Genomic DNA, 16409 nt, shown 5'->3' with positions numbered 1-16409 from the left:
CGCGGCGCCCGGCACCGCACCTCGGCGCGCTGCCGGGGCATCCGAGTACGCTCCGAGCGGGAGGGGCGGGGCCCAGAATGGGGACATGCCCGAAGGCGACAGCGTCTACCGCACTGCGGCCCTGCTCCGCGAAGCCCTGGCGGGGAAGGTGCTCACCCACTCGGACCTCCGCGTCCCCCGCTTCGCCACCGCCGATCTCACCGGCCGCACCACCCTCGAGGTCGTCTCCCGCGGCAAACACCTCCTCATCCGCCTCAGCGGCCCCGGCGAACCCAACGGCCCCGGCCACTCCGGGCCCCCTACCGGCGGACCCCACCGCGCCACCGATCGACTCACCCTTCACACCCACCTCCGCATGGACGGCGCCTGGCGCGTCTTCGCCAACACCGCCAATGCCACCCACGGCACAGGCACAGGCACCGGCACCGCCCCCGCCATCCCCGGAGGGCCCCGGTATCCCGCCCACGAGATCCGTGTGGTCCTCGCCACCGCCACCCACATCGCCGTCGGCTACCGTCTCCCCGTCGTGGAGCTGCTCCGCACCGTCGACGAGCACCGCGCCGTCGGGCACCTCGGCCCCGATCTGCTCGGTCCGGACTGGGACGCGGAGGTAGCCGCGGCCCACCTCCTCTCCGACCCCGGTCGTCCCCTCGGCGAGGCCCTGCTCGATCAGCGCAACCTGGCCGGCATCGGCAACATCTACAAGGCCGAGCTCTGCTTCCTCGCCGGGCTCACCCCCTGGACCCCCGTCGGTGACGTCCCGCGGGCCACGCTCCCCCGTCTCACCGCCGCCGCGCACCGGCTCCTCGACGCGAACAAGGGCGCGGACCAAGGCACGAACAAGGGCACGGACAAGGACGCGACCATGGACCGCCGTCGCAACACCACCGGCAGCCGCCGCCCCGGCCAGGACCTCTTCGTCTACGGTCGCGCCCACCGGCCCTGCCTGCGCTGCGGCACCCCGGTGCGCGAGGCTCCGCAGGACGGCCGCCCCACCTACTGGTGTCCCCGTTGCCAATCCGGCCCGACGCCGTAGTTGACGCTCCGTCAGATCCGGTCGTACCGTCCCCGCATGCCCACACCCACTGCGTACGACCTCACCGGCCGCACCGCCCTGATCACCGGCGCCGCCAGCGGTATCGGCCGCGCCACCGCCGTGCTCCTCGCCGAGGCGGGAGCGGCCGTGCACTGCGCGGACCGTGACGCGCAAGGCCTCCAGGAGACCGCCGAGCTGATCACCAAGGCGGGCGGCCGGGCCACCGTCCACCCTCTCGACGTCACCGACCGCGCCGCGATAAAGGCCGCCATCGCCCAGGCCGGCCCGCTCGACATCACCGCCGCGATCGCCGGGATCATGCACAGCAGCAGCGTCCTGGACACGACCGACGAGGACCTCGACCGGGTCCTGGACATCAACTTCAAGGGCGTCCTGCGCACCTGCCAGGAGGCCGCCCGCTCCATGATCGCGGCGGGCCGTCCCGGCTCGATCGTCACGATGGCCTCCGGCGCCGTGGACGCCGCCCAGCCCGGCCTGCTCTGCTACAGCGCCGCCAAGGCCGCCGTCGTCCAGCTGACCAAGACCCTGGCCACCGAGGCCGGCCCGCACGGCATCCGGGTGAATGCCGTGGCCCCGGGCTGGATCCGCACCCCGATGACCGGTCGGCACAGCCCCGAGGTCCAGGAGCAGACCGAGGCGATGATGACGCGGATGTCCCCGCTGCGCCGGGTCGGCGAGCCCGAGGACATCGCCCAGGCGGTGCTCTACCTCGCCTCGGACGCCTCGTCCTTCATGACGGGCCAGATCCTTCGTCCGAACGGTGGGGTGTCGATGCCCTGGTAACGACCCCTGCCCGCCCAGCGGCCCCGTCCGCGTCCAGCCCACCGGACCCGCGACGCCCCCGTCCCCGCCCGGGCCCCGGCACGCAGTGCACCGGCAGCAGTCCCAGTCCCCACCCCCCGACGGCGACCGCGCCCTCCAGGGGCCCGGCCTCGTCCGGCGCCAGTGCCAGCCGCAGCACGGCCCACCACCACAGAACGCCCACGACCAGCGCGAGGGCCAAGCCCGCGGGTATCCGCGTCCGCAGCAACCTCCGCACGGTCATCTCCCAGGGGCCGGGGTCCCGGACACGCCCAATCCTCCCGCACCCCCTGCGACCCCGCACCCAGAACGGCCGGGAGCCCCGGCCGGTGCATCAGCACCGGCCGGGGCTCCGACCACACTCATACGCGCGCCGCGAACGGCTCGCACATCACGCGGCTACGACATTCACCGCTTCCACGGGTGCCTTGATGGTCACCCGTTCCGGGCCCGTGACCGAGGCCACGGATACCGAATTGAGCATCGGGCGAACCGGTGCGGACACCGGCCCGCTTGCCGCGGCCGACTGTGCCAGCTCGGCGAGCGACAGCTCGTCGCTGACTTCCCGCATCAGCTCTGACATCCGTACGTCAAGCGCGTCGCAGATCGCGGAGAGCAGCTCGGAAGATGCCTCCTTCTGCCCCCGCTCCACCTCGGAGAGATAGCCGAGCGAAACTCGGGCGGACGAGGAGACTTCGCGCAGAGTACGGCCCTGGCGCTGGCGCTGCCGACGCAGCACGTCACCCAGCAGGCGACGGAGCAGAATCATCGGTGGCTCCCTCCTCTGACCGTGTAGCCGTAACCTTCACGCCCCACCGTACCGCCTCGCGCCGCGGCCGTGCGGGGAGCGATGTCGTGTTCACTCAGGGCTGCAAACATCAAATCCCCCCGTCCTGTTCCGTATCCTGCCCCCGCAGATTCTCGCGGAGTTCGCTCGCGAGAAGCTTGAGCACTGTGCGTGCACTCTCCCTACGGATTTCCTCCCGGGAGCCTTTCAACCGCAGCTGGGCCGTTTTCCTGCCGCGGGGACCTGCCACGGCCACGAAAACGGTGCCGACCGGCTGTCCGTCCTGTGGCTCCGGACCGGCCACTCCGGTGGTCGCGATGCCCCACGAGGCGCCCAGGACGCGTCGCACTCCGGCCGCCATCTCCTCTGCGACCTGCGCGTTTACCGCGCCTTCGGCCGCCAGCAGCTCCGCGTCCACGCCCAGCACCTGATGCTTCAGCTCGGTCGCGTACGCCGTGACCGAGCCTCTAAATGACCGAGAAGCGCCGGGGACCGCGGTGAGCTCGGCGGCCACCATGCCGCCGGTCAGGGACTCCGCCACCGCGACCGTTCCGTTACTCTCCGCGAGCAGGTTCAGCACATCGGCCGCAACCGCCCCGGTGGTCCCGGCAGCCTCAGCGGCCCTCCGGATCGCATCACCCGTCACTGAGGCCACTGAAGATTCCCTCGTCCCGATTACCGCAGGGTTCCCGGTGTCACCCGCCAGGACGCCCACAGGGCCGCTTCCGGCATCCGCCGCAAGCCCGATCCCCGCACTGGTCCCCGCACCGGCCCCCGCGTCGTTCACCGCGCGGCCCGCTCCTCGGCCAGTCCCTGCCTCCGCAGCACGATCGCCTGGCGGATGTAATCCAAACCGGTGACGACCGTCAGGACGACGGCGACCGCCATCACCCAGAACCGCAGGGTGGCCAGCGGCCCGGTCAGCGCGAGCACGTACATGCCCACGGCCGTGCCCTGGGCCAGGGTCTTGAGCTTGCCGCCCCGGCTCGCGGGAATCACCCCGTACCTGATGACCCAGAAACGCAGGAGCGTGATCCCGAGTTCCCGGCCGAGGATCACCCCGGTCACCCACCAGGGCAGATCACCGAGCCACGACAGACACACCAAAGCCGACCCCATGATCGCCTTGTCGGCGATGGGGTCGGCGATCTTCCCGAAGTCGGTGACCAGGTTGTACGTGCGGGCCAGATGCCCGTCGAAGATGTCGGTGATCATGGCGACGGCGAACGCCGCCCAGGCCAGCGCCCGCCAGACGGGGTCGTATCCCCCGTCGGCGAGCAGCAGCATCACGAATCCCGGCACCAGGACCAGCCGGATCATCGTCAGGATGTTGGCGATGTTCCACAGGCTGGCCTGATTGACCGCCGCGGCGCCCAGCTTCGCGCCGGGCGCGGGCCGGCGGCCGGTCCCGCCCGCCGCAGATGCCGGGGCTCCGCTCATCCGGCCGCCTCCTCAAGGTCCATGCCCAGGGGCTCGGCCACCAGGTCCACGCCCAGGGTGCCGACCACCTTCGCCGTGACGATACGCCCGGGGACCAGGCCCGCGCCGTCCGTGAAGACGACCTGGCCGTCGGTCTCGGGGGCCTGGTGGGCGGCGCGCCCGTAGGCGCCCTCGCCGTCCTCCGCCTCGTCGATCGGGACGACCGTCTCGACGAGCACCTCCAGGGTCTCTCCGATCCGCTCCTCCGCGCGCTGCGAGGTGAGCTCCTCGGCGAGGCGCTGCATGTGGGCGAGGCGCTCGGCGATGGTGTCGGCGTCCAGCTTGTTGTCGTAGGTGACGGCCTCGGTGCCGTCCTCGTCGGAGTAGCCGAAGACGCCGATGGCGTCGAGCCGCGCGTTGGTGAGGAAACGCTCCAGCTCGGCGAAGTCCGATTCCTTCTCGCCGGGGAAGCCGACGATGAAGTTGGACCGGACTCCGGCCTGCGGGGCCTTGGAGCGGATGGTGTCCAGCAGCTCCAGGAAGCGGTCGGTGTCACCGAAGCGGCGCATGGCGCGCAGCACGTCGGGGGCCGAGTGCTGGAAGGACAGGTCGAAGTACGGGACGACCTTGGGGGTCGAGGTGAGTACGTCGATCAGGCCGGGCCGCATCTCGGCGGGCTGGAGGTAGCTGACGCGGACGCGCTCGATGCCGTCCACCTCGGCCAGCTCGGGCAGCAGGGTCTCCAGCAGGCGGATGTCGCCGAGGTCCTTGCCGTACGAGGTGTTGTTCTCGGAGACCAGCATGATCTCCTTGACGCCCTGCTCGGCGAGCCAGCGCGTCTCGCCCAGCACGTCGCTGGGGCGGCGGGAGATGAAGGAGCCGCGGAAGGACGGGATGGCGCAGAAGGAGCAGCGGCGGTCGCAGCCGGAGGCCAGCTTGACCGAGGCCACCGGGCTCTTGTCCAGGCGGCGGCGCAGCGGCGCACGCGGCCCGGAGGCGGGTGCGAGCCCGTCCGGGAGGTCGGCGGGGGCTTCGGCCGGTTCTTCGGCGGGCGCCGACTGCGCGTGGCCGGGCAGGGCCACCTCGGCGTCCTGGCGGGCCGCCGGGCTGATCGGCAGCAGCTTGCGCCGGTCGCGCGGGGTGTGGGAGGCGTGGATGCCACCGTTGAGGATGGTCTGGAGGCGGTCGGAGATATCGGCGTAGTCGTCGAAACCAAGGACCCCGTCGGCTTCGGGAAGCGCTTCGGCGAGTTCCTTGCCGTAGCGCTCCGCCATGCAGCCGACGGCTACGACGGCCTGCGTCCTGCCGTGATCCTTGAGATCGTTGGCTTCGAGCAGGGCGTCTACGGAGTCCTTTTTGGCGGCTTCGACGAAGCCGCAGGTGTTGACGACGGCTACGTCCGCATCGGCGGCGTCCTCGACGAGCTCCCAGCCATCCGCCGCCAAGCGGCCTGCGAGCTCCTCCGAGTCCACCTCGTTACGGGCGCAGCCAAGAGTGACAAGGGCGACGGTACGGCGTTCGGGCATGGACTCAAGACTACTTCGTCCCGGCGGCGGCCCCCGCCTCCCATCCCGGTACGACAAGATCCCCGGAGTGCGGCGCAGCACCCCGGGGATCCGGAAGGTTTTATTCCTCGCTGGTCAGCCTGCCTGGGCCTGGCCCTGACGGGGGTCGTCCTTGGTGTATGTGAGACGTTCCACCTGGCCCGGCTGGAACTTGTCCTTGATCTCCTTGCCGTTCACGAACAGCTTCACGACCCCGGCGTCGCCGAGCACCAGGTCGATGGAGTCCTTGTCGGTGAACGTCTTCGATTCGCCCTGCGCGAGGGTGCCGTCGAAGAGGAGCCGGCCACTGTGGTCCTTGGCCGAGATCCAGCTTTCCCCGTCGTTGGCCGTCAGGACGACCGTGACGAGGTCCTTGGGCGCGGCGGCGATGGCGCTTTCCGAGGGCTCGGGCTTGGGGGCCTGAGGCGCCTGCGGGGTCGGGGGCGACGGCTTGGCGCCGGCCTGCGTGGGTGCGGCCTTGGGGGCGGCGGAACCTTCCGCCACCGGCTGCTTGGACTTCTCGTCGCCGCCGCCGAAGGCGGTGAAGCCGACGAAGCCGATGACGGCGACGATGGCGGCGACCATGGCGGCGGTCCAGTTGGGCCGCTGCCGTTCGGGGCGGATCCGCTCGGCTTCGAACATCGGCGCGGCAGGGGTGGGTGCCGGCCGGCCGCCATGGGCCGCGTCGTAGCTGTCGATCAGGGGTGCCGGATCGAGGCGCACGGCGCGGGCGAGCGTACGGATGTGGCCGCGGGCGTAGACGTCTCCGCCGCAGCGGGAGAAATCATCGGATTCGATCGCGTGCACGATCGGAATGCGCACGCGGGTGGTGGAACTGACCTCGTCGACAGTCAGCCCGGCGGCGATCCGGGCCTTCTTGAGGGCCGTCCCGATGGACGGCTCTTCGACGGAACGCTCGACGATGCGGTCCTCGGACCGGTCGTCGGTCGAAGGCCGCTCTTCTTCGGGGGAGTTGGAGTTGCCGATGGACACGAGGGCGCCTTTCGAGCGTGTAGCCACCTGCTGGATGTCCAGTCTAGGGGGGTGACGAAAGGGTGGGGCAACCGGAGGGGTGACTCCGTACGCCATACGAATGGCTACGGGGCCTCCGCCCGGTGTGGCGGCCCGAAATGCGCCGCCACCTCCCTCAACTGGACGCGGCTCCGGAGGAAACGGCCACCCCCGGAACACGGACGGCCTAGACCGGGGTCTCGCCGCGGATCACGGCGAGCATGCCGTCCAGTTCGTCGGCCTTGAGCAGGACGTCGCGCGCCTTGGAGCCCTCGCTCGGTCCCACGATCCCGCGCGACTCCATCAGGTCCATCAGCCGCCCGGCCTTCGCGAAACCGACCCGCAGCTTGCGCTGGAGCATCGAGGTGGAGCCGAACTGCGTGGAGACGACCAGCTCGGCCGCCTGGCACAGCAGGTCCAGGTCGTCGCCGATCTCCTCGTCGATCTCCTTGGTCTGCTTCTGCCCGACCGTGACGTCGTTGCGGAAGACCGGCGCCATCTGGTCCTTGCAGTGCTGCACGATCCCGGCGATCTCGTCCTCGGTGACGAAGGCGCCCTGCAGCCGGACCGGCTTGTTCGCGCCCATCGGCAGGAACAGCCCGTCGCCCTTGCCGATGAGCTTCTCCGCGCCCGGCTGGTCGAGGATGACCCGGCTGTCCGCGAGCGAGGAGGTGGCGAACGCGAGCCTCGAGGGCACGTTGGCCTTGATCAGGCCGGTGACCACGTCCACCGAGGGCCGCTGCGTGGCGAGCACCAGGTGGATGCCGGCCGCACGGGCCAGCTGGGTGATGCGGACGATCGAGTCCTCGACGTCCCGAGGGGCGACCATCATCAGGTCGGCGAGCTCGTCGACGATCACCAGCAGGTACGGGTACGGGCTGAGCTCCCGCTCGCTGCCCGGCGGCAGTTTGATCTTTCCGTCGCGGATCGCCTTGTTGAAGTCGTCGATGTGCCGGTACCCGAAGGCCGCCAGGTCGTCGTAGCGCAGGTCCATCTCGCGCACGACCCACTGGAGCGCCTCGGCGGCCCGCTTCGGGTTGGTGATGATCGGGGTGATCAGGTGCGGGATGCCCTCGTACGCCGTCAGCTCCACCCGCTTGGGGTCCACGAGCACCATCCGGACGTCATCCGGGGTGGCCCGCACCATCACCGAGGTGATGAGGCAGTTGATGCAGGAGGACTTGCCGGAGCCGGTGGCGCCGGCGACCAGCACGTGCGGCATCTTCGCGAGGTTGGCCATGACGTAGCCGCCCTCGACGTCCTTGCCGAGCGCCACCAGCATCGGGTGGTCGTCCTCGGCCGCGTCGGCCAGCCGCAGCACGTCGCCCAGGTTGACCATCTCGCGGTCGGTGTTCGGGATCTCGATGCCGACCGCCGACTTGCCGGGGATCGGGCTGATGATCCGGACGTCGGGCGAGGCCACGGCGTAGGCGATGTTCTTCGCGAGCGCCGTGATCCGCTCGACCTTCACGGCCGCGCCGAGCGTGACCTCATAGCGGGTGACCGTCGGGCCCCGGGTGAAACCGGTGACCTGCGCGTCGACCTTGAACTCGGTGAACACGTTGGTCAGCGAGGCGACCACCGCGTCGTTCGCGGCGCTACGGGTCTTCCCCGGCCCCCCGCGCTCCAGCAGGTCCAAGGAGGGCAGGGCGTACGTGATGTCCCCGCGCAGCTGGAGCTGCTCGGCGCGGGGCGGCAGCGCCTGGGTCTCGGGCGGGGCCTTGGTCAGGTCGGGAACGGACAGCGTCCCGGAGGCCGCGGCGGTGGTGTCGTGCGGCGGTGCGGTGGGCGCGACGGGGGCCGCGGCCGGGGCGGCGGAGGCGGCCGCCGGGGCCTTCTCCTCGCGGGCCGAGGGCACCGGAGCGGTGATCTCCGCGCCCTCGCGCTCCACCGAGATGCCCTGGGTGAGATCGGCGACCAGCGGGGAGGGCGGCATTCCTCCGTAGACCGCCCCGTCCAGCGCGGCCGCGGCCGCGGCCGCCACGTCGACGGCGTCCATCTCCCGGTCCATGCCCGGCCGGCCGGTGGTCCGCCGGGGGCGCCGCCGCCGGGCGAGCGCCTCCTCTTCGGCGGTGTCGGCGGGGTCGCCGGGGTCTGCGGATCCGGCGGCCGCACCCGTACGGGCCCGCCACTGCTCGGCGTCGTGCCGGTCGGCGGAGGCACCCTCAGCGGCGGTCTCCCCGTACCCCTCGTCGTATTCGTTCGGCGCGATCACCCCGAGCCGGATCCCCGCACTGCGCAGCCGCCGCGGGATCGCGTTGACCGGGGTGGCGGTGACCACCAGCAGGCCGAAGACGGTGAGCAGCACCAGCATCGGCACGGCCAGCGGCGCGCCCATCGTGAAGATCAGCGGCTTCGAGGCGCCCCAGCCGATCAGCCCGCCCGCGTTCTGCATGGCGGTGGTGCCCTCGTCGCGCCCGGGGGCTCCGCAGGCGATGTGCACGAGCCCCAGCACTCCGATGACCAGCGCGGAGAGCCCGATCCCGATGCGGCCGTTGGCGTCGGCCTGTTCGGGGTGGCGGATGAAACGTACCGCCATGACGCCGAGCAGGATCGGCACGAGCAGGTCGAGCCGCCCGAAGGCGCCGGTGACCAGCATGGTGACCAGGTCCCCGACGGGCCCGCTCAGGTTCGACCAGGTCCCGGCGGCGACGATCAGCGCGAGCCCGAGGAGCAGCAGTGCGAGGCCGTCCTTGCGGTGGGCGGGGTCGAGGTTCTTCGCACCCTGGCCGATGCCGCGGAAGACCGCGCCGACGGCGTGCGCGAGGCCCAGCCAGACGGCGCGCACCAGCCGCAGCACTCCCCCGGTGGGGGACGGCGCGGGTTTGGGCGCGACCTTCTTGACCGGGGCCCGCCTGGTGGCGGCCGCGGCCTTCTTGGCGGGCGGTTTGCGAGCGGGGGCTGCCTTCTTCGCCGGCGCCGTCGTACGGCCCGTGCGGCCCTTCGCGGTGCCCGCCGTGCTCTGGGAACCCTTACCGGACGTACTTGAGGCCATGGGCCCGAGGTTACCGGTGCGCGTGCCGGTGGACACGCGTGCCCACCGCTTCACCCGTTCGTGTCGCCGCCTGTGGCCCCGCTTTGACGTACCGCCAGACCTGACGGCCCGCCAAGCGGATGGCCGGGCGGCCCCCTACGGAAACCTGTGGCCCTCGGCCCTGAGCGGGCCACGGGTCCCGCGGCCCCTCAGCCCTGCGCGGGCAGCACGGGCGCCCCGCTCCCGGTCCCCGGCTCCAGCGCGTCGAGCGCCCGCCGCAGTCCGGTGAGCTTGCGCTCCAAGTGGGCCGCCGTGGCCACCACCGAGGGATCGGCGGCTTCTTCGCCGAGCTGCTTGGTCAGCGCCTCCGCCTGCTCCTCCACCGCGGCGAGCCGCGCGGAGAGCTCGGCCAGCAGCCCGGCCGTCTCCTTGGAGCCGTCCACCGCGCCGTTGGAGCTGCCGCCCTCCAGCTGGAGCCTCAGCAGCGCCGCCTGCTCGCGCAGTTGGCAGTTCTTCGTGTAGAGCTCCACGAACACCGAGACCTTGGCCCGCAGCACCCACGGGTCGAAGGGCTTCGAGATGTAGTCCACCGCGCCCGCCGCGTACCCGCGGAAGGTGTGGTGGGGACCGTGGTTGATCGCGGTCAGGAAGATGATCGGGATGTCCCGGGTCCGCTCCCGCCGCTTGATGTGCGCGGCCGTCTCGAAACCGTCCATGCCCGGCATCTGCACGTCCAGCAGGATGACCGCGAAGTCGTCCGTCAGCAGCGCCTTGAGCGCTTCCTCCCCCGACGACGCCCGGACCAGTGTCTGATCGAGCGCGGAGAGGATGGCCTCCAGCGCCAGCAGATTCTCCGGCCGGTCGTCGACCAGGAGGATCTTGGCCTTCTGCACCATGCCCTGTCCTCCTCGCCCCGGCATGGGGCCTCCCCGGCTCCTGGCACCGGCCTGTGCGCCGGGCCCCGCCCCAGAGGACGGCATCCTTGCGCCGTCCGTCCTTGTGCCGGTCATCGTAGCCCCAGTCCCGAGATCGCCACACCCTGTCACCAAGATGTCACTGCGCACGAAGCGGAAACGTGGCGGGAGGGCAGAAGGTTCCCTCGCGAGTCCCTCCCCGCCCGCCCGCTCACGTCTCACTTGCCCCGCATATGCCCTTCCATGACCGTCAGTAGGTAGTCGGGTTCGACCGGCTTGGTCACATAGTCCGAGGCACCGGACTCGATCGCCTTCTCCCGGTCCCCCTTCATCGCCTTGGCCGTCAGCGCGATGATCGGCAGCCCCTCGAACTGCGGCATCCGCCGGATCGCCGAGGTCGTCGCGTACCCGTCCATCTCCGGCATCATGATGTCCATCAGCACGAGCGACACGTCGTCGTGCTGCTCCAGGACCTCGATGCCCTCCCGGCCGTTCTCCGCGTACAGCACCGCCAGCCCGTGCTGTTCCAGCACGCTGGTCAGCGCGAACACGTTGCGCACGTCGTCGTCCACGATCAGCACCCGCTCGCCGTGGAAGTCGTACGTCCGCGGCGCCACCGGCAGCGGCTCGTCGACGGCCCAGGCCTCCGCATCGCCCTGCCCCGGCACCTCCGCCCTCAGCAGCGGCTCGCTCAGGGCCTTGCGCCGCCGCCGGAACAGCGCCGAGGACCCCTGCCCGGCCGGTTCCCCGGCCCGCGGCGCCGCCAACGGCTGCGCGGGCGCTACGGGGCCTTGCTCGGCCGGGGCCGCCGGCAGCGCGGGCCGCGCCGCCTCGGCGGCCGGCCTGCGGTACAGCTCGGCGCGCGCGCCGCCGGGCGCGGGCGGCGCGTACCCCTGCGGGGGCAGCTCGCTCGGGTTCAGCGGCAGGTACAGCGTGAAGGTCGAACCACGGCCCGGCTCGCTCGCCGCGTGGATCTCCCCGCCCAGCAGCCGGGCGATCTCCCGGCTGATGGACAGCCCGAGGCCGGTGCCGCCGTACTTGCGGCTGGTGGTTCCGTCCGCCTGTTTGAACGCCTCGAAGATCACCAGCATCTTGCTCGCGGCGATCCCGATCCCGGTGTCGGTCACCGAGAAGGCGATCAGGTCGGCGTCCGCCTCGCGCAGCGAACCGGCCTCCAGCAGCTGCTCCCGGATGGCGATCGGAACATCGGCTCCGGCGGGCCTGATCACCAGCTCCACCGCCCCGGTGTCGGTGAACTTCACCGCGTTCGACAGCAGGTTGCGCAGCACCTGGAGCAGCCGCTGCTCGTCGGTGTGCAGGGTGGCCGGGAGCTCCGGGGAGACCCGTACCGAGAAGTCCAGCCCCTTCTCCGCGGTCAGCGGCCGGAAGGTGGCCTCCACGTAGTCGACGAGCTGGACCAGCGCGATCCGGGTCGGCGAAACGTCCATCTTGCCCGCCTCGACCTTCGACAGGTCGAGGATGTCGTTGATCAGCTGGAGCAGGTCGGAGCCGGCCCCGTGGATGGTCTCGGCGAACTCCACCTGCTTCGGCGACAGGTTCTCGTCCGCGTTGTCGGCGAGCAGCTTGGCCAGGATCAGCAGGGAGTTGAGCGGGGTACGCAGCTCGTGCGACATGTTCGCCAGGAACTCGGACTTGTAGCGCATCGAGACCGCGAGCTGCTCGGCGCGCTCCTCCAGGACCTGGCGGGCCTCCTCGATCTCGGTGTTCTTCACCTCGATGTCCCGGTTCTGCCTGGCCAGCAGTTCGGCCTTCTCCTCCAGTTCGGCGTTGGCGGCCTGCAGGGCCTTCTGCCGGTTCTCCAGCTCGTCGGAGCGCTCGCGCAGCTGCTCGGTCATCTCCTGCGACTGCTTGAGGAGCACCTCCGTCTTGGAGTTGACGGAGATGGTGTTGACGCTCGTACCGATCATCTCGGCGATCTGGCTGAGGAAGTCCTTCTGGATCTGCGTGAAGGGCTGGAAGGAGGCCAGCTCGATGACTCCGAGCACCTTCCCCTCGAAGAGCACCGGCAGCACGATCACGTGCGCCGGCGGGGCCTCGCCGAGCCCCGAGGAGATCTTCAGGTAGCCGGGCGGGGTGTTCTCGATGAGGATCGTCCGCTTCTGGTCGGCGACCGTCCCGATCAGCCCCTCCCCCGGCCGGAAGGAGATGGGCATCTGGCCGCCGGCGTACGCGTAGCTCCCGCGCATCCGCAGTTCGTACGAGCCCTCGGCGCCCCCCTCCGTCCCGATCTCGGTGGTGCCCCCGGCCGGCAGCGCCAGGAAGAAGGCGCCGTGCTGCGCGGAGACCACGGGGGTCAGCTCGCTCATGATCAGCGAGGCCACGTCGTCCAGCTCGCGGCGGCCCTGCATCAGGCCGGAGATCCGGGCGAGGTTGCCCTTGAGCCAGTCCTGCTCCTTGTTGGCCAGGGTGGTGTCGCGCAGGTTCGCGATCATCGTGTTGATGTTGTCCTGGAGGACCTGGATCTCCCCGGCCGCGTCCACGTCGATCTTGAGGTTGAGGTCGCCGCGGGTCACCGCCGTGGCGACGGCCGCGATGGCGCGGACCTGCCGGGTGAGGTTCCCGGCCATCTCGTTCACGGACTCGGTCAGGTCCCGCCAGGTGCCGTCGACGTCCCGGACCCGTGCCTGGCCGCCGAGGATGCCCTCGGTGCCCACTTCGCGGGCGACCCGGGTCACCTGGTCGGCGAAGGAGGACAGCTGGTCGACCATCGTGTTGATGGTGGTCTTGAGCTCCAGGATCTCGCCGCGCGCGTCGATGTCGATCTTCTTGGTCATGTCGCCCTTGGCAATGGCGGTCGTGACCATGGCGATCTGGCGCACCTGCCCGGTGAGGTTGGAGGCCATGAAGTTCACCGAATCGGTGAGGTCCTTCCACGTCCCGGAGACCCCCGGCACGTGCGCCTGGCCGCCCAGGCGGCCTTCCGTACCCACCTCGCGGGCCACCCTGGTGACCTCGTCCGCGAACGAGGACAGGGTCTTGACCATCGTGTTCACGGTGTCGGCGAGCTGCGCGACCTCGCCGCGCGCCTCGACGGTGACCTTCTTCGTCAGATCGCCGTTGGCGACCGCCGAGGAGACCTGGGAGATGTTGCGGACCTGCGAAGTCAGGTTGTTGGCCATCAGGTTGACGTTGTCGGTCAGGTCCTTCCAGATGCCCGTCACCCCGCGCACCCGCGCCTGCCCGCCGAGGATGCCCTCCGAGCCCACCTCGCGGGCCACCCGGGTCACCTGCTCCGCGAACGACGAGAGCTGGTCGACCATCGTGTTCACGGTGGTGACGAGCTCCAGGATCTCGCCCTTGGCATCGACGGTGATCTTCTTGGAGAGGTCTCCCGTGGCCACGGCCGTGGTGACCTCGGCGATGTTGCGCACCTGGGAGGTCAGGTTGTTCGCCATGAAGTTGACGGACTGGGTGAGGTCCTTCCAGGTGCCGGAGACCCCCTTCACCTCCGCCTGGCCGCCCAGGATCCCCTCGGTGCCCACCTCACGGGCCACCCGGGTCACCTGCTCCGCGAAGTTCGAGAGCTGGTCCACCATCGTGTTGAGGGTGTTCTTCAGCTCCAGGATCTCGCCGCGGGCGTCCACCTCGATCTTCTGCGACAGGTCACCGCGGGCCACCGCGGTCGCCACCTGCGCGATGTTGCGGACCTGACCGGTGAGGTTTCCGGCCATGCCGTTCACCGAATCCGTCAGATCGCGCCAGACCCCGGCCACGCCCGGCACCTGCGCCTGGCCGCCGAGCCGGCCCTCCGTACCCACGTCCCGGGCCACCCGGGTCACCTGCTCGGCGAAGGCCGAGAGCTGGTCGACCATCGTGTTGATGGTGTTCTTCAGCTCCAGGATCTCGCCGCGGGCGTCCACGTCGATCTTCTGGGAGAGGTCGCCGCGGGCCACCGCGGTGGTCACCTGGGCGATCTGGCGCACCTGGGAGGTCAGGTTCCCGGCCATGAAGTTGACGGAGTCGGTGAGCTCCTTCCAGGTGCCGGACACCCCCTCGACCCGCGCCTGGCCGCCGAGCCGGCCCTCGGTGCCCACGTCCCGGGCCATCCGCGTGACCTGGTCGGCGAAGGAGGACAGCTGGTCCACCATCGTGTTCACGGTGTTCTTCAGCTGGAGCATCTCGCCGGAGACGTCGACCGTGACCTTCTGCGACAGGTCGCCGTTGGCCACCGCCGTCGTCACCTGGGCGATGTTGCGGACCTGACCGGTGAGGTTGCGGAAGGCGGTGTTCACCGAGTCGGTGAGGTCCTTCCACGTCCCGGCGGCGCCCGGCACCTGCGCCTGGCCGCCCAGTTCACCCTCCACGCCGACCTCACGGGCCACGCGCGTCACTTCGGCACCGAAGGACTGGAGCTGGTCCACCATCGTGTTGACGGTGTTCTTCAACTCCAGCATCTCGCCCGCGACGTTCACGGTGACCTTCTGCGACAGGTCGCCGTTGGCCACCGCCGTCGTCACCTGGGCGATGTCGCGCACCTGCGTGGTGAGGTTGCGGAAGACCGTGTTCACCGAGTCGGTGAGGTCCTTCCACGTCCCGGCCGCGCCCGGCACCTGCGCCTGCCCGCCGAGCAGGCCCTTCGCCCCGACCTCGCTGGCCACGCGCGTGACCTCGTCCGCGAAGGTCCGTAGCGTCTCGGTCATCTGATTGATCGTTTCGGCCAGCTGCGCGACCTCGCCGCGCGCGCTGACCCGGACCTTCTGCGACAGGTCGCCGTTGGCCACCGCCGTGGTGACCTGCGCGATCCCGCGCACCTGGGCCGTCAGGTTGCCGGCCATCGTGTTGACGGAGTCGGTCAGGTCCTTCCAGACGCCCGCGACCCCGGGCACCTTCGCCTGACCGCCGAGCTCGCCCTCCGTACCCACTTCCCGGGCCACCCTGGTGACCTCGGAGGAGAACGAGGACAGCTGGTCCACCATCGTGTTGACGGTGTTCTTCAGCTGGAGCATCTCGCCGGCCACGTGCACCGTGACCTTGCGCGAGAGATCGCCCTTCGCCACCGCCGTCGTCACCAGGGCGATGTCACGCACCTGGGCGGTGAGCCGGTACGCCATCGTGTTGACGGAGTCGGTCAGATCCTTCCAGGACCCGGACATTCCGCGCACCTGGGCCTGGCCGCCGAGCTTGCCCTCGGTGCCCACCTCCAGCGCCACCCGAGTCACCTCGTCGGTGAACGCGGAGAGCTGGTCGACCAGGTTGTTGACCGTCCGGCCGACCTTCAGGAACTCCCCGCGCAGCGGATGCCCGGCCCCCTCGGCGGCCTGGGTCCGCAGGTCCATCCGCTGGTCGAGGTCACCCTCGGCGACCGCCGACAGCACCCGGCCCACCTCGGACACCGGCCTGGCCAGGTCGTCCACCAGCTGGTTCGAGGCGTCGATCGCGGCCGCCCAGGAACCCTCGCAGGCACCTGTTTCCAGCCGTTCGCTGAGCTTGCCCTCGCGGCCCACCATCCGTCGCACCCGGGACAGCTCCCCGGTCAGGTGGAGATTGCGGTCGGCGACCTCGTTGTAGACGGCGGCGATCTCCGCCATCACACCTTCGCCGGACACCGTCAGCCGCTTGCGGAAATTCCCGTCCCGCATCGACACCAGGGCCGTGAGCAGCCTGTTCAGTGCCGCGGTATCAACTTCCGTCGTGCCGCCCCGCCGGGACCGTCCGCCCTTAGGGCGCGTTCCCGTACGCCGCACCGCCGCGCCAGACTCCACCGTGTCCCTCCCGAAAGGGTCGACCACTGTTCCACCGGACGCTTCGCTCATCACGCCGCGACCGTTTACACCGTGCCCACTTACGCCGTGCCCATTTACGCCGTGTCCATTTACTACCCGACTCCGAGCGTGCCCAGTGTTTCACCCCGGCCCAACCCGGCCATAACACTCCGGCACCA

General features: G+C 70.6%; 11 protein-coding genes. 2 read left to right on the top strand and 9 right to left on the bottom strand.

Features of this window, described 5'->3' with window-relative positions; genetic code table 11:
• Nucleotides 1–85 precede the first annotated feature (85 nt).
• Both OG490_RS27285 and OG490_RS27280 read left to right on the top strand, forming a co-directional pair.
• Nucleotides 86–1036 (top strand): Fpg/Nei family DNA glycosylase, encoded by a 951-nt coding sequence (locus OG490_RS27285; RefSeq protein WP_330298903.1) that lies wholly within the window; start codon nucleotides 86–88, stop codon nucleotides 1034–1036.
• A 36-nt stretch (nucleotides 1037–1072) separates the two neighbouring features.
• Nucleotides 1073–1840 carry an SDR family NAD(P)-dependent oxidoreductase gene (locus OG490_RS27280; protein WP_330298902.1) on the top strand — a complete coding sequence of 256 codons (768 nt, stop codon included), beginning with the start codon at nucleotides 1073–1075 and terminating at the stop codon, nucleotides 1838–1840.
• On the opposite strand, the gene OG490_RS27275 is transcribed toward OG490_RS27280, so the two are convergent.
• The 9 genes from OG490_RS27275 to OG490_RS27235 form a co-directional block, all read right to left on the bottom strand.
• On the bottom strand, nucleotides 1788–2102 hold the full coding sequence (locus OG490_RS27275; RefSeq protein ID WP_330298901.1) for a hypothetical protein: 315 nt from the start codon (nucleotides 2100–2102) through the stop codon (nucleotides 1788–1790). The two genes, OG490_RS27280 and OG490_RS27275, sit on opposite strands and share 53 nt — an antisense overlap.
• 147 nt (nucleotides 2103–2249) lie before the next feature.
• Nucleotides 2250–2627 carry a helix-turn-helix domain-containing protein gene (locus OG490_RS27270; RefSeq protein WP_330298900.1) on the bottom strand — a complete coding sequence of 126 codons (378 nt, stop codon included), beginning with the start codon at nucleotides 2625–2627 and terminating at the stop codon, nucleotides 2250–2252.
• 109 nt (nucleotides 2628–2736) lie between these two features.
• Nucleotides 2737–3276, bottom strand: a complete 540-nt coding sequence (locus OG490_RS27265; RefSeq protein WP_443065983.1) for a CinA family protein — start codon at nucleotides 3274–3276, stop codon at nucleotides 2737–2739.
• A gap of 152 nt (nucleotides 3277–3428) precedes the next feature.
• Nucleotides 3429–4085 carry a CDP-diacylglycerol--glycerol-3-phosphate 3-phosphatidyltransferase gene (pgsA, locus tag OG490_RS27260; RefSeq protein WP_330298899.1) on the bottom strand — a complete coding sequence of 219 codons (657 nt, stop codon included), beginning with the start codon at nucleotides 4083–4085 and terminating at the stop codon, nucleotides 3429–3431.
• Nucleotides 4082–5590 (bottom strand): 30S ribosomal protein S12 methylthiotransferase RimO, encoded by a 1509-nt coding sequence (rimO, locus tag OG490_RS27255; protein WP_330298898.1) that lies wholly within the window; start codon nucleotides 5588–5590, stop codon nucleotides 4082–4084. Before rimO ends, pgsA begins: the two co-directional genes overlap by 4 nt.
• A gap of 114 nt (nucleotides 5591–5704) precedes the next feature.
• Nucleotides 5705–6601, bottom strand: coding sequence for a helix-turn-helix domain-containing protein (locus OG490_RS27250; protein ID WP_330298897.1), 897 nt, complete (start codon nucleotides 6599–6601; stop codon nucleotides 5705–5707).
• A 205-nt stretch (nucleotides 6602–6806) separates the two neighbouring features.
• Nucleotides 6807–9614 (bottom strand): FtsK/SpoIIIE family DNA translocase, encoded by a 2808-nt coding sequence (locus tag OG490_RS27245; RefSeq protein WP_330298896.1) that lies wholly within the window; start codon nucleotides 9612–9614, stop codon nucleotides 6807–6809.
• A 188-nt stretch (nucleotides 9615–9802) separates the two neighbouring features.
• Complete coding sequence (locus OG490_RS27240) at nucleotides 9803–10489, bottom strand: response regulator (RefSeq protein WP_330298895.1); 687 nt, start codon at nucleotides 10487–10489, stop codon at nucleotides 9803–9805.
• 236 nt (nucleotides 10490–10725) lie between these two features.
• The gene (locus OG490_RS27235) at nucleotides 10726–16230 is read right to left on the bottom strand and encodes a HAMP domain-containing protein (RefSeq protein ID WP_330298894.1); all 5505 of its coding nucleotides are present in this window, start codon (nucleotides 16228–16230) and stop codon (nucleotides 10726–10728) included.
• Nucleotides 16231–16409: the final 179 nt, after the last annotated feature.

Origin of the sequence: Streptomyces sp. NBC_00503 (assembly GCF_036346895.1) — a bacterium.
Lineage (GTDB): Bacteria > Actinomycetota > Actinomycetes > Streptomycetales > Streptomycetaceae > Streptomyces.
This window is presented reverse-complemented; position numbering and strand designations above follow the sequence as displayed.

Coding starts and splice junctions, on each gene's coding strand:
- rimO (WP_330298898.1), bottom strand. CDS start 5,590: ATGCCCGAACGCCGTACCGTCGCCCTTGTCACTCTTGGCTGCGCCCGT.
- OG490_RS27275 (WP_330298901.1), bottom strand. CDS start 2,102: ATGACCGTGCGGAGGTTGCTGCGGACGCGGATACCCGCGGGCTTGGCC.
- OG490_RS27240 (WP_330298895.1), bottom strand. CDS start 10,489: ATGGTGCAGAAGGCCAAGATCCTCCTGGTCGACGACCGGCCGGAGAAT.
- OG490_RS27245 (WP_330298896.1), bottom strand. CDS start 9,614: ATGGCCTCAAGTACGTCCGGTAAGGGTTCCCAGAGCACGGCGGGCACC.
- OG490_RS27285 (WP_330298903.1), top strand. CDS start 86: ATGCCCGAAGGCGACAGCGTCTACCGCACTGCGGCCCTGCTCCGCGAA.
- OG490_RS27280 (WP_330298902.1), top strand. CDS start 1,073: ATGCCCACACCCACTGCGTACGACCTCACCGGCCGCACCGCCCTGATC.
- OG490_RS27270 (WP_330298900.1), bottom strand. CDS start 2,627: ATGATTCTGCTCCGTCGCCTGCTGGGTGACGTGCTGCGTCGGCAGCGC.
- pgsA (WP_330298899.1), bottom strand. CDS start 4,085: ATGAGCGGAGCCCCGGCATCTGCGGCGGGCGGGACCGGCCGCCGGCCC.